This window comes from Terasakiispira papahanaumokuakeensis, from assembly GCF_001709345.1.
Taxonomy (GTDB): domain Bacteria; phylum Pseudomonadota; class Gammaproteobacteria; order Pseudomonadales; family Halomonadaceae; genus Terasakiispira; species Terasakiispira papahanaumokuakeensis.
Map to the genome: position 1 here is coordinate 958,855 of NZ_MDTQ01000001.1, position 13,862 is coordinate 972,716.

Here is a 13,862-nt window from a genome sequence, read left to right on the forward strand (position 1 = left end):
CATATGATGGGGTGCCTCTGACCTGAATGGAGGCAAAAAACGCGTTTAGAAGCGCAGCGCTACGCTGGCCTCCCAGTAGCGGCCTCGAATATTGTAGCCTTTGGCCGTTTCGTAGGTTTTGTCGCTCAGATTTTCCAGTTTGCCTCTCAAGACCCAGCGATCATTTAATGTCCAGCTGGCACGTAAATCATAAGTGGTATATCCCCCCATATGGGCACCACCGAAATCATCACGATCACCACTACTTCTCACGGTGGCACCTACACTCGCTTGTTGCCAGCGATAATCGAGATCCAGCCGGGCAAATAGGTCGGCCCGTTTGAGTAACCGTTCACCCGTATCTCGGTCTTCAGCATCTTGCCAGGTCGTCGCTAGGTTGAGCAGCCATGGGTCCCATTGTTGCCGTGCCTGAAGTTCAACGCCATCAATTCTGGCTTCGCCAACGTTGTAATAGTTAAATTGACTGTCGGTGCCGATCAGGTCATCAATGTCATTACGAAAAGCGGTTAGGCGCAGTTGTTGAGTGTCATCCGGCGCCCATTGCCAATAGGCTTCGTAATTGACCGATTCTTCAGGGTCGAGATCAGGATTACCGCCCCAGGCAGGTTTATAGAGTTCTTGAAAGCTGGGCGCACGAAAACCTTGGGCAACACTGGCACCGACCGATTGAGTTGGGGTGAACTGCCACTGAGTCCCTATATGTCCGGTCGTGTGATGGCCGAAGAACTCGTCATCATCAAATCGAATGCCGCTGGAAAGCGCCCAGTCGTGGGTGAGGTAATAGCGCATTTGCGCGTAAGCGCCGTAATTTTCTCGACGATCACGCTCAAACCCTTCTGTCTCTAGTAAGCGATCCAGGCGGTAATCAATCCCGAGTGTTGCACTGTAATCCTGGTCTTGAAATAAATGCTGAATGCCATATTCCTGACGCCGAGTGCGCACAGGGTCAGGACGTTCAGCTGTGGTGTAATCCCGCGATTCGGTGTCGGTCTGGCCGGCCAGTAAGCGCACCATCCAGTGACTATTCAGTTGGATGTCCAGGTGACTGGCGATTTGAGTGCTGTCCTGCTCGTAATACACATCATCTTCATCTGTATAAAGGGCATCATAATCCCCTTTATTATCCGTATGCAGAATACTGAGATGGCCTTTTAATTGTTGGTTGAAGCGATGATCCAACCCTAGATTGAGCGAGGTTTGCTCAAATCCATCGCGTTCGCCACTCACATCAGCGCCTTGCGCATTAAAGCCATCAGTTTCTTCTCGGCTGGCGGCCAGATTCAGTTGGGTCTGTTCATTTCCCGCCGAAGTATTGGCTTCTAGTTTCCAGCTATCGTATCGCCCGCGGCTATATTGAACTTGGCTGCCTTCAGCCCCTTGCCGTGTGATGATATTAATCACGCCCCCCAGGGCATCGGCCCCCCAGGCGCTAGACTGTGGACCGCGCACAATTTCGACGCGTTCAATCATGGCTGGATTAATCAGTTCCCAGCGGAAGCCGCCGCTTTGTAACTGGTTTTGGCGAATACCATTAATCAGCACTAGGACATGGTCCGATTCCGTCCCGCGCATAAACAGGGAGGTGACACTCCCTTGCCCTCCATTGGCGGTCACCTCAATGCCCGCTCGCCCGGCCAGTAAGTCGCCTAAACTCTCGGGCTGTAGGCGATCAATATCCTCACGGCTGATCACGGTCACTGATTCCAACGTATCATTGACGGACTGTGGCATTCGGTTTGCCGTCACCACCATGGGTGTGAGTACCGTATTATCGGCCACTGAGTCACTGGCTTGTGCGGGTGTGACTAAAGCCGGAAGGGGGAGCGATAAGGCTGCAAGGCCCCATAATGAATATTTCATTGCTATGATTGCCTCGTTGCTGACATGCGAGGTAAGAGGAGTAGGCAAACAGAGGCTAAGGCCGTTGATTCATCTCAAGATGGCTTCGTCTGTTCACGGTGACGCCCTCCGCATCACCTCATGAATAATGAATCGTCAGGCCGGTCTCCGGGCTTGATGGGGCGAAATTCTCGCGAATACACCACGCCTTCCCACCGATAAGCCAGTATTTCTTTCTTGTGATCTGGATGCTGAATTAAAACCGGTTTAATCAAACATCAGATTCGGCCAGAAAGCACTGGTGTGACAGCAGTGGCTGATAGTGGTGTCCTCATCCTACCGTTGCGGGGGCAGCACTGGAGGGGCCATAGGCCTGCCAGTTTCCCGTTTAACTATGGTGTTTTATCGCTTTGGTCTAACTGTATGGATTTAAGCGGATTTCTTTCACCAGAGTGGGCATTGCGTGGATAAACCCCACAATCCCCTTGATACCTGACGACAGGTGTATTGTCTCTGTTAGTCAACGTAGGTCAAGGTCTGTGTCAGCATGTGATATTTTTTGTGCTTGGTTGATGGGGCTAAAAGTTTGTTTGCTTTGTAGTTTTTTAAACTGCTTTAGGTGTAAAAGTAAGCATCTATTGCTAAAAGATGGCTTTAGTACAAGCTAAAAAACTTCATTGTATCCGTATAATTCTCCCTATATGAATCGCCAGTAAGAGCACTGCTGGGATCATCTATCACCAATAAAAAAGCGATCGAATGATAAGGAGCAAAGCATGAAAGTGCTGGTTCTGGGGAGTGGGGTTGTCGGTGTCACATCGGCCTGGTATCTCGCAGCGCAAGGGCATGAAGTGACCGTGGTTGATCGTCAGCCCGAAGCGGCTGAGGAAACTAGCTTTGGTAATGCCGGTCAGCTCTCGTTTGGCATGAGTTCTCCCTGGGCGGCGCCTGGGATTCCGTATAAGGCGATGAAATGGTTGTTTGAACGACACGCGCCTTTAAAAATGCGGTTGTCCACTAACCCAGCGCAATGGCGCTTTATGTTGAGTATGCTGCGCAACTGTAATGCCAAAGATTATAGTGTGAATAAATCCCGCATGGTTCGGGTATCCGAATACAGCCGCAGCAGCATTAATGAGTTACGCCAGACACTGGATTTCAACTTTGATGAGCGCCAGAAAGGGCTGTTGCAAGTCTTTCGTACTCAGAAGCAAGTTGCCGATGCTGAAAAAGATATGGCCGTGCTGCGTGAATTTGGTGTGCATCATAAGTTACTGAGCACCGAAGAGTGTCTTCAAGTTGAACCAGCGTTGGCCCGTGTTAAATCTCGCATTGTCGCGGGCCTGCATTTCCCGGACGATCAGACGGGGGATTGCAATCTCTTTACCAAACGGTTGGCGGCACAGTGTCGCAGTCAAGGCGTTGAGTTCCGCTTTAATACGAAAATTCATGACCTGCTGCTGGATGGTCAGAGCGTGATTGGTGCTCGGACTTCTGCGGGGGATCTAAAAGCGGATCAAGTGGTGCTGGCGTTGGGTAGTTATTCTTCCTTTATGGTCAAAAAATTAGGGATTCGTTTGCCAATTTACCCGATTAAAGGGTATTCCCTGACTATTCCGGTGACCGACGATCAAGCGGCGCCTCAATCAACCGTTATGGATGAAACCTATAAAGTGGCGATTACCCGATTGGGTGACCGTATCCGGGCGGCGGGGACTGCTGAGTTGGCAAACTTTAATGATGATTTACCTGAAGCTCGCCGCGAGACTATCAGTTTATCAGTCAGTGAAATGTTCCCTGAGGGCGGTGATCTGCCTCAAGCTGAGTTCTGGTGTGGTTTCCGTCCGATGACGCCTGATGGCACGCCGATTATTGGGCCGACGGCTTACCGTAACCTATGGCTTAATACGGGACATGGCACGCTGGGGTGGACCATGAGCTGTGGGTCATCTCGGCTACTGGCGGATTTAATTTCCGGACGTCGCCCAGAAATCGATCCTGATGGGCTTTCGGTCGCGCGTTACAGTGGTCAGAAAGTGATTGACCCGGTATTGAAACACGCTTGATCACGCCGTCTCATCAGTGATGTAGCCCCCATCAGCGATCGTTGAGATGGGCGTTGAATTGAAGTGGTAAGGTTTGATAGCCAGCTCAGGAGTGAGCTGGCTTTTTTTATCTGGCTTTCTTGTCTGCCTTTTTGGTATAGCAGGCTGGTATTGCCGGTTAACCTTTAAGCCTATTGGATCCTCTTAAGCTAACGCTTTTGGATCAAAGTCGGGATCAAGCGCTTGAATCAAGCGACTGATTTTATTGAGTGTTTCGGTGTATTCGCTCTCACACTCTGAATCCGCGACTAAGCCGCCACCCCCCCAAACATGGAGTTGGCCTTGATCGGCGATTAAAGTACGAATCGCAATATTGAAATCCATTCTTCCGGTGACGTCGATATAGCCGATTGCACCGCAGTAGGCGCTTCGTTGGCAGGGTTCCAGCTCGTCAATCAGTGTCATCGCTCTTACTTTCGGCGCGCCTGTGATCGAGCCGCCAGGAAAGCACGCCTTGAGCACATCTAGGGCACTCAGTTCGGGGCTCAATTGGCTGGTGATGGTGCTCACCAGATGGTGGACATTGGCAAAGCTTTCGATCCGGAATAGGTCCGGTACTCGAACACTTCCCGGCACGCTGACGCGTCCCAGATCATTGCGCAATAGGTCGACAATCATCAGGTTCTCGGCACGATCTTTCGGGCTCTGTTGTAATGCTATGCGAGCGTGTTGATCTTGATGGGGGTCAGGAGATCGAGGTGCTGTTCCCTTGATTGGGCGCGTGTCTAATTGTCCAGTACGGTTGAGCTCGATGAAACGCTCAGGTGAGAGCGATAAAAGCGTTTGCTCGCCTTGGGCCAAATAGGCTGCGAAAGGCGTTGGCGTTGCCTGCCGAAGTTTTAAATAAGCTGTCCAGGGGTTGCCTTGATAATGGGCAGAAAAGCGCTGTGCTAGATTAATTTGATAGCAATCACCGGCTTGAATATAAGCCATGACTTGATCAAAGCGTTCGCGATAGTCGGCTTGACTGAAATCCGGCTGGAAGCCTTGGGTCAGTTGAAACGTGTGCCTTGAATTGGCAATGGCGACAGTCGGTGTTGGGCTTCGGGTTTGTAACTGTTGCGCTAACGCCTCGGGCCAATCATGCCCAACAAGCCATGTGACCTGTTGATCATGGTCGGTCACCAATGCCCAGGGATAGTCGCCCATACGGATCCACGGTACTGATGTGACTGGATTGGCGTGGACGGGCAGGGTTTCAAACAAGCGCCCTGCATCATAACTCCAATGACCGAGCCAGCCTCCCACAAAAGGCAGGTGGGCAATCGTGGAGGGGAGTGTGATTTTCTTTCGGGGGGCGGCTAAAAGACTCAGTTGTTCGACATCGGCTTCAGACTGAATCGTCAGTGTGCGCTGTGGGGCCGCGACAGCAATATCAAAGCGTCCAGAGGGGCTATCTGGATAACCGCTATCCAGCAATGCGGGCCATTCTAGATGCTGGATGGCGTCGAATAAATCTGGGGCTAATAAGTAAGGTAACCGTAAGTATTGAATGTCAGGGCTCATATCACAACGACGATTAATAGAGGGCACGTAATAGAGGGCACGTCATGATCAAAAATGACAAAGTGCGCCATATTAGCATTCAATCATTGTGATTGCCTGAGGTTTGCAAAAAGGCCATTCGGAGTAGAATAGTCGGCTGCTTGTTATGACCTTGGCTCATGACATGGGCCATGGCACAGGGTCATGGCCTTTTCATCGATATATAGCCTCTTCATCGATATAAGGTTGTTATGGCTCACCATTGGCATCATCACACTCAGGTATTCTCTCTTCCCGATCAGCAGCTGACCTACCATCTTTTTACTCGCCCCCCGGCTCAATGTAAGACCCCTGGCCGCTTATTGTTATTGCATGGCGCGGGTGTAGCGGGTGAACTCACCTGGTCTGGTATCTTGCGCCGTTTATCGCATTGGCATGAAGTATTGGTCCCTGATTTACGCGGAATGGGCGACACTCGTTTTCCTGATGGGGTCGAGCGTCCCTTTACTGTCGAGCAAGTTCGAGATGACGTGTTGCAGTTGTTAGATCAACGCGGCTGGTTTGAGTTTGATCTGGCCGGTTATTCTTTTGGGGGCTTGATTGCCATGTTGGTGGCTCAGTCTCGTCCGGGTGTGGTTAAGCATACAGCCTTGCTGGAGCCGGCGTTGATGGAACGCGCCGATTTAACAACATTACGGCGGATTCGTCAGGATTACTCTGATGCGGCACAAGCCATGCGCAGTGAGAATATGGCCCACCGACATGCGGGGATTGTGAAGTTTTTGGATCGGGTTTCACCGCATCGTTCATCCAGTAGGCGTGTTGAGCAAGCGACGATCCACCGTTTGGCCCATCGACCGGAAGGTTTTTCATACGCATTGGATGCTGTCACTGATGCCGTGCATCGCCTAGACCGTGAGGCTTTATTTGCGGTACAGCGTCAGGTCATGACATTTTATGGTGGGCGAAGCCCTGAACCATTGAAGCAGTTTCACCGGCAGATGGCTGCAACCCGCACGGATTGGCAGTGTGTGGAAGTGCCGGGAACGGATCATGCTTTGCCTTATCAAAAGCCACAGCGTATTGCATATGGATTGGATCATTTTTACAGGATTGTTGACAATGGAGTGGCATGAACGTTTATTAACCCATGAGGTTTTCTTTAGATAAAATAACGAAAATAAAACTAACTTGATGATTTTGATGTGTTTTTTGAATAAGTATAAGCTTGGCGTTAGGTCGCGTTAGACCATAGTCGCCATTGACGCTAATGGTTGTAGTGTCTACATTTTGGGTGTTAACGGGATTGTCGACAATGTTGAGTGCAAATGAGAAGGCCGTGAACGACGCAACGGGTGAGCCCCAGCAAGATAGTCGGACGATTGCAGACCGTGTCTTTGAGGTGCTGCAGGATGCCATTGTCAAAGGTGATATCGAACCCGGGAGCAAAATCACCGAGCCGGGGTTGGCCAAGCAATATGGCATTTCTCGGGGCCCATTACGTGAAGCGATTCGCCGCCTTGAGGGGCGTCGTCTGGTGACACGCATCCCGCATGTTGGGGCCCGAGTCGTGGCGTTGTCACTGAAAGAGTTGTTGGATCTTTATGATGTCCGTGAAGCAATGGAAGGTATGGCCTGTCGATTGGCTGCACGTTCCATGCCCATAGCTGAAATTGAGCAGCTTAAGGGGTTACTGGCCTATCATGAAGCTCAAGCAGAACTCCAGGATAATGTAGCCTACTATCAGGAAGGCGGTGATCTTGATTTGCACTACCGTATTATTCGCGGCAGTGGTAATGAGAAGCTGACTGAATTGCTGTGTGGCGACCTTTATTACTTGGTGCGGATGTACCGCTATCGCTTCAGTGCGACTCAGGGGCGTCCTAAGCAGGCCTTCAAAGAGCATTACCGCATTGTCGATGCCATTGAACAACGTGATGAAGAGTTGGCTGAGATGCTGATGCGTCGCCATATCAGGGCTTCGCGCCAAAACATTGAAGCTCGTTTTAGTGAGGCTGACCCTGCCGATGAGGTGATTAAACCGTAATCGGTGATGCTTCAGCAAGTGATGCCAAGTACCGCCAGAGGAGGCTGTCGTCTTGCGCGGTGCCGAGCATAGTGCTGGACGGTGCTGAATGAGCACGCAGGTGTCCATGGCCAACCTTCATCGGTTTATTGCAACCGCTTATTGCAACCGGAAGGATTCAGGCCATGACACAACACCATTCTGCGCTTCAGTCTGCAGGTCAACGTTTTCGCCAAGCACTTGAGGCTAATCAGCCGCTACAGATTGTCGGTACGATTAATGCTTATACGGCCTTGATGGCGAAAAAAACCGGCCATCAAGCCATTTATCTTTCTGGAGGCGGCGTCGCCAATGCCTCTTATGGTTTGCCTGATCTGGGCATGACTTCGATGAATGATGTCTTGGAAGATGTCCGTCGGATTACCAGTGCGGTTGATACACCGTTGCTGGTCGATATTGATACCGGTTGGGGCGGTGCTTTTAATATTGCCCGTACTGTCAAAGAAATGATCAAAGCTGGCGCTGCGGCTGTTCACCTGGAAGATCAGGTGGCCCAAAAACGCTGCGGTCATCGCCCCAATAAAGAAATTGTCTCTCAAGCCGAAATGGTGGATCGCATTAAAGCGGCCGCTGATGCCAAAACCGATCCTGACTTTTTCATTATTGCGCGTACGGATGCTTTCCAGAAAGAGGGCTTGAATGCCGCTGTTGATCGTGCGCAGGCCTGCTTGGAAGCGGGCGCTGATGCGATCTTCGCCGAAGCTGTTCATACGCTTGATGACTATCAGGCTTTCTCCAAGGGCATTAATGGTGCTCACTTGTTGGCCAATATCACCGAGTTCGGGGCGACTCCTCTATTTAATAAGCAAGAGCTAGCGACCCATGGTGCGACGATGGTGCTGTATCCGTTGTCTGCTTTTCGTGCCATGAATCAAGCTGCACTGACCGTTTATCAGAGCATTCTTGAACATGGTGATCAGAAAGCAGTGGTCGACATGATGCAAACACGTGCCGATCTCTATGATTTTCTCGATTATCACGAGTTTGAACAAAAGCTTGATGCGCTGTTTGCTGAAGGTAAAAACAAATAAAGGTAAAACACATAAAGGTAAAACACATCAACGCTGAAAGCATGCCGCGACAGAAGAGGAGGAGGTCATATGGCAGAGGCAAAACAACTCAGTGGTGCCGGGCTGCGTGGTCAGTCGGCCGGTGAAACGGCACTGTGTACTGTCGGCCAAAGTGGCTCAGGGCTGACTTATCGAGGTTATGACATCAAGGCGCTGGCCGATCAGGTCGAGTTCGAAGAAGTCGCCTATCTACTGCTCTATGGCAAGCTGCCGAATGTGCAGGAGTTGCAAGACTATAAAGCGCGCTTGAAAAGCATGCGCGGGCTCCCGGCAGCACTGAAAACCGTTTTGGAGCAGATTCCGGCCAATGCCCACCCGATGGACGTGATGCGCACGGGTTGCTCCATGTTGGGTAACTTGGAAACTGAAGCTGATTTTGGTCAGCAGCATCAACATATTGATCGGATGCTGGCCGTTTTCCCCTCCATCATCAATTACTGGTATAACTTCGCGCATTACGGCAAGCGCATCGAGACGGAAACGGATGCGGATTCCATTGGTGAGCATTTTCTTTGGACGTTACATGGCAAGCAGCCTGATCCGTTACATGTCAAGGTGATGCATGCCTCTCTGATCCTATATGCCGAGCACGAGTTTAATGCCTCGACTTTCACTGCACGCGTTTGTGCTTCCACGCTGTCGGATATTCATAGCTGTATTACCGGAGCGATAGGCTCACTTCGAGGCCCATTGCATGGCGGCGCTAATGAAGCGGCGATGGCGATGATCAGTCAGTGGCAAACGCCCGATGAGGCTGAAGACGCCATCATGGGTATGCTGGCCCGTAAAGATAAAATCATGGGCTTTGGCCATGCGATCTACCGCGATTCAGATCCGCGTAATGCCATCATCAAGGCTTGGTCCAAGCAGTTATCCGAACAAGTCGGTGATACGGTGTTGTTCCCGGTGTCTGAGCGTGTTGAAGCGGTGATGTGGCGTGAGAAAAAGTTGTTCTGTAATGCTGACTTTTTCCATGCTTCGGCTTATCACTTCATGGGGATTCCCACTGAGTTGTTTACGCCCATCTTCGTGTGTTCACGGGTCTCAGGTTGGGCCGCTCACGTCATCGAGCAAAGGGCTAATAACCGTATTATCCGCCCCAGTGCTGATTATACTGGGCCGGATGAGCGCCCAGTACCGGGCCTGGAAGACCGTGACTAATCACTGCGTCAGTCAACTTTGAGTGATTCAAGTTTGAGTGATTGACCTATAAAAGGGCGCAAGGGATGTAGCGCTCTTCGGTGAGTTGACCTCAAGACCATACACTGGGGTCGTTGTGACGATTGCCATCTTCGAATTGATGTTGTACGCGAGATGATGATGTTACACACAACGACCGCTTCACCTGATGATATTGGCCATGAATACAGATTATCGAAAACCCCTACCGGGTACGGATTTGGATTATTTTGATGTGCGTGAAGCCGTCGACGATATTCAACCCGATGCCTACGCTGGCCTGCCGTATACGTCTCGTGTGCTTGCCGAACAGCTGGTGCGTCGCTGTTCGCCTGAGCAGTTAACCGATGCATTGAAGCAGCTCATCGAGCGCAAGCGTGATCTGGATTTTCCTTGGTATCCGGCGCGGGTTGTGTGTCACGACATTTTAGGGCAAACCGCACTGGTGGATTTGGCTGGCCTGCGTGATGCCATTGCGGATAAAGGGGGCGATCCGGCAAAAGTTAACCCAGTTGTGCCCACGCAGCTGATCGTCGATCACTCGCTAGCGGTTGAGCATGCCGGGTTCGAGCCGGATGCGTTTGAGCAGAACCGAGCCATTGAAGATCGGCGCAATGAAGATCGATTCCACTTTATCGAGTGGACGAAGACAGCCTTCAGCAATGTGGATGTGATTCCCGCGGGGAATGGCATCATGCACCAGATTAACCTGGAGAAGATGTCGCCAGTGGTGCAGGCTCGACCGGATGAAAATGGTAAAGGTGTCGCCTTCCCTGATACCTGCGTCGGTACTGACAGCCATACGCCACACATTGATAGTCTGGGTGTGATTGCCATCGGTGTTGGCGGGTTAGAAGCCGAAACCGTGATGTTAGGTCGTCCTTCCATGATGCGCTTGCCTGACATCGTTGGGGTGAAACTGACCGGGCAACGTCAGCCGGGCATCACGGCGACCGATATTGTGCTGGCGCTGACAGAATTTCTGCGCCAACAGCGGGTGGTCTCGGCCTATTTGGAATTCTTTGGGGAAGGGGCTCGTCATTTGACCTTGGGGGATCGGGCGACGATCTCTAATATGACGCCGGAATTCGGTGCTTCAGCGGGTCTCTTTTATATTGATGAACAAACACTGGATTACCTCACCTTGACCGGGCGTGAGCCCGAGCAGGTTGCATTGGTGGAACAGTACGCCAAAACCGTTGGACTCTGGGCCGATGATTTGGTCGATGCTCAATATGAGCGAGTGCTCGAGTTTGATCTTTCCTCCGTCGATCGCACTATGGCAGGCCCCTCAAATCCGCATCGTCGTTTGCCAACGCATGATTTGCATGAGCGAGGGATCGCCGTCGATCTGGATAAAGCGCGTGCTGAAGAAAGTGCCGGTCAGTTACCGGATGGGGCTGTCATTATTGCGGCGATCACTTCTTGTACGAATACCTCTAACCCTCGCAATGTCGTGGCCGCCGGGTTGCTGGCGAAAAAGGCCAATGCGTTAGGGCTAATTCGTAAGCCTTGGGTGAAGTCCTCCTTTGCGCCAGGCTCCAAGGTCGCGCGCCTGTATTTGGAAGAATCAGGGTTGCTGCCGGAGCTGGAAAAACTGGGTTTTGGGATTGTCGCCTACGCCTGTACAACCTGTAATGGCATGTCAGGTGCGCTGGATCCGAAAATTCAGCAGGAGATTATTGATCGAGACTTGTACTCCACAGCGGTATTGTCCGGTAACCGCAACTTTGATGGACGTATCCACCCTTATGCCAAGCAAGCCTTTTTGGCTTCGCCGCCTTTGGTCGTGGCTTATGCCATTGCGGGAACGATCCGTTTTGATATCGAACAAGATGTGCTGGGTAATGGGCCAGATGGTCAGCCGATCACATTAAAAGATCTCTGGCCGAGCGATGAAGAGATTGATGAGATCGTCAATCAATATGTCAAACCGCAACAGTTCCGGGATGTCTATATCCCGATGTTCGATCTGGGCAAATTTGAGCAGGCACCGAGCCCCTTGTATGACTGGCGCCCGATGTCGACTTACATCCGTCGTCCGCCATACTGGGAAGGTGCCTCGGCTGCGGAGCGAACGCTCCAAGGCATGCGGCCGCTGGCTGTATTAGGCGATAACATCACCACAGATCACTTATCACCTTCTAATGCGATTCTGCCAGACAGTGCAGCTGGAGAATATTTGGCCAAAATGGGGCTTCCGGAAGAAGACTTTAATTCCTACGCGACCCACCGAGGCGATCATCTGACCGCCCAACGGGCGACCTTTGCCAACCCCAAGCTAGTCAATGAAATGGCTGTGGTCGACGGTGAAGTCAAGCAAGGCTCGCTCGCTCGCGTTGAGCCTGATGGGCAAGTGATGCGCATGTGGGAGGCGATTGAAACCTACCAACAACGTAAGCAGAACCTCATTATTGTTGCGGGGGCTGATTATGGGCAGGGCTCATCCCGTGACTGGGCGGCCAAAGGGGTACGTTTGGCTGGCGTGGAAGCGATCGTGGCAGAAGGCTTCGAGCGTATTCACCGCACGAACCTCGTGGGCATGGGGGTTCTACCCCTTCAATTCCATGAGGGGACCACGCGTCATACGCTGTCGATAGAGGGCACAGAAACCTTTGATGTGCTGGGCGACATTCGGGCTCGGGCTGAAATGACCTTGGTGATCCATCGCCATAACGGTGAAGCCATTAAAGTGCCGGTGCTATGCCGATTGGATACGCAAGAAGAAGTCTCCATTTATAACGCCGGTGGTGTTTTACAGCGCTTTGCCCAAGATTTTCTTGAGGCGGAAACGGCTTAAACTCGATTGATGATCAACAGAAAAGGAAGCCGGTATGGCGCAAATTAAAATTCCCGCCACTTATATGCGCGGCGGCACCAGTAAAGGGGTTTTCTTTAAATTATCTGACTTACCTGTCGCGGCACAAACCCCAGGCCCTATTCGTGATGCATTATTGTTGCGTGTAATAGGTAGCCCTGACCCTTATCGTAAGCAGGTCGATGGTATGGGGGGCGCGACTTCCAGCACCAGTAAAACGGTGATCCTGTCGCCCTCAACACAGCCTGATCACGACGTCGACTATCTCTTTGGACAAGTCTCCATTGATCAGCCTTTTGTCGATTGGAGTGGGAACTGCGGTAACCTGACTGCGGCTGTAGGGGCTTTTGCGATCCATTCTGGATTAGTTGATCCGACCCAGCTGCCTGATGACGGTGTGGCGACGATTCGGGTCTGGCAAGTGAATATCCAGAAAACGATTGTTGTGAAAGTGCCGATGCATCAAGGGCAGGTGCAAGAAACTGGGGACTTCGAACTGGATGGGGTGACTTTCCCGGCGGCTGAAATTGAAGTGGCCTTTATGGACCCCGCTGATGGTGAAGGGGCCATGTTCCCCACGGGCCAGATTGTGGATGAACTGAATGTGCCCGGTGTCGGTACGCTGTCAGCCACCTTGATTAATGCGGGGATTCCGACCATCTTCGTCAGAGCCGAAGATATCGGCTATACCGGTATGGAATTACAAGGCGATATCAACAGTGACCCCAAGGCACTGGCCACGTTTGAAGCGATTCGCGCTCAAGGTGCCGTTAAAATGGGGTTGGTTGAGCGACCCGAGGATGCTGCCCAGCGTCAGCATACGCCGAAAGTGGCTTTTGTTGCGCCACCACAGCGTTACTTGTCGAGTAGTGGTAAAACCGTTGAAGCCGAAGACATTGATGTGTTGGTGAGAGCACTCTCCATGGGTCAACTGCATCATGCCATGATGGGGACTGCTGCCGTCGCCATTAGTGTTGCGGCGGCGGTACCAGGTACTTTAGTCAACCTAGCGGCGGGTGGTGGGGATCGAACATCCGTCTGCTTTGGGCATCCCTCAGGAACACTGCGAGTGGGCGCTGAAGCGGTTTGTATCGATGGCCAATGGCAGGCCCGTCAAGCGGTGATGAGCCGCAGCGCGCGTATTTTGATGGAAGGCTGGGTACGAGTGCCGGAAGAAGTGCTCAGTTAAGTCAGCTCAGCTGAAGAGCGCTGAACCTTGCTGTTCGTAAAAAAAGCCCCGCGTGCGGGGCTTTTGTGAATCGAGTCTAAAATAAACCGAC

9 protein-coding genes and 1 riboswitch are annotated in these 13,862 nt (G+C 51.7%); of the genes, 7 read left to right on the plus strand and 2 right to left on the minus strand.

Features of this window, described 5'->3' with window-relative positions:
- Positions 1-45 precede the first annotated feature (45 nt).
- On the minus strand, positions 46-1,860 hold the full coding sequence (locus BFW38_RS04230) for a TonB-dependent receptor domain-containing protein (protein ID WP_068997272.1): 1,815 nt from the start codon (positions 1,858-1,860) through the stop codon (positions 46-48).
- Positions 1,861-1,981: 121 nt separating this feature from the next.
- Positions 1,982-2,273, minus strand: a riboswitch (cobalamin riboswitch).
- A 342-nt stretch (positions 2,274-2,615) separates the two neighbouring features.
- Here BFW38_RS04230 and BFW38_RS04235 point away from each other — a divergent pair.
- A complete protein-coding gene (locus BFW38_RS04235; protein ID WP_068997273.1) occupies positions 2,616-3,905 on the plus strand; it encodes a D-amino acid dehydrogenase in 1,290 nt (429 codons plus the stop codon).
- Positions 3,906-4,088: 183 nt separating this feature from the next.
- On the opposite strand, the gene pabB is transcribed toward BFW38_RS04235, so the two are convergent.
- Positions 4,089-5,450, minus strand: a complete 1,362-nt coding sequence (gene pabB / locus BFW38_RS04240; protein WP_069000193.1) for an aminodeoxychorismate synthase component I — start codon at positions 5,448-5,450, stop codon at positions 4,089-4,091.
- A 230-nt stretch (positions 5,451-5,680) separates the two neighbouring features.
- Here pabB and BFW38_RS04245 point away from each other — a divergent pair, with 230 nt between their 5' ends.
- From BFW38_RS04245 to prpF, 6 genes are all read left to right on the plus strand, one after another.
- Positions 5,681-6,565: an alpha/beta fold hydrolase gene (locus BFW38_RS04245; protein ID WP_068997274.1), complete on the plus strand. Its 885-nt coding sequence runs from the start codon at positions 5,681-5,683 to the stop codon at positions 6,563-6,565.
- Positions 6,566-6,744: 179 nt separating this feature from the next.
- A complete protein-coding gene (locus BFW38_RS04250; RefSeq protein WP_068997275.1) occupies positions 6,745-7,476 on the plus strand; it encodes a GntR family transcriptional regulator in 732 nt (243 codons plus the stop codon).
- A 164-nt stretch (positions 7,477-7,640) separates the two neighbouring features.
- Positions 7,641-8,546, plus strand: coding sequence for a methylisocitrate lyase (gene prpB, locus BFW38_RS04255; protein WP_068997276.1), 906 nt, complete (start codon positions 7,641-7,643; stop codon positions 8,544-8,546).
- 69 nt (positions 8,547-8,615) lie between these two features.
- The gene (gene prpC / locus BFW38_RS04260) at positions 8,616-9,746 is read left to right on the plus strand and encodes a bifunctional 2-methylcitrate synthase/citrate synthase (protein ID WP_068997277.1); all 1,131 of its coding nucleotides are present in this window, start codon (positions 8,616-8,618) and stop codon (positions 9,744-9,746) included.
- Between the two features lie 199 nt (positions 9,747-9,945).
- Entirely contained in the window at positions 9,946-12,564 is a 2,619-nt protein-coding gene (gene acnD / locus BFW38_RS04265; RefSeq protein WP_068997278.1) for a Fe/S-dependent 2-methylisocitrate dehydratase AcnD, read from the plus strand.
- Between the two features lie 34 nt (positions 12,565-12,598).
- Positions 12,599-13,771: a 2-methylaconitate cis-trans isomerase PrpF gene (prpF, locus tag BFW38_RS04270; RefSeq protein WP_068997279.1), complete on the plus strand. Its 1,173-nt coding sequence runs from the start codon at positions 12,599-12,601 to the stop codon at positions 13,769-13,771.
- Positions 13,772-13,862 lie beyond the last annotated feature (91 nt).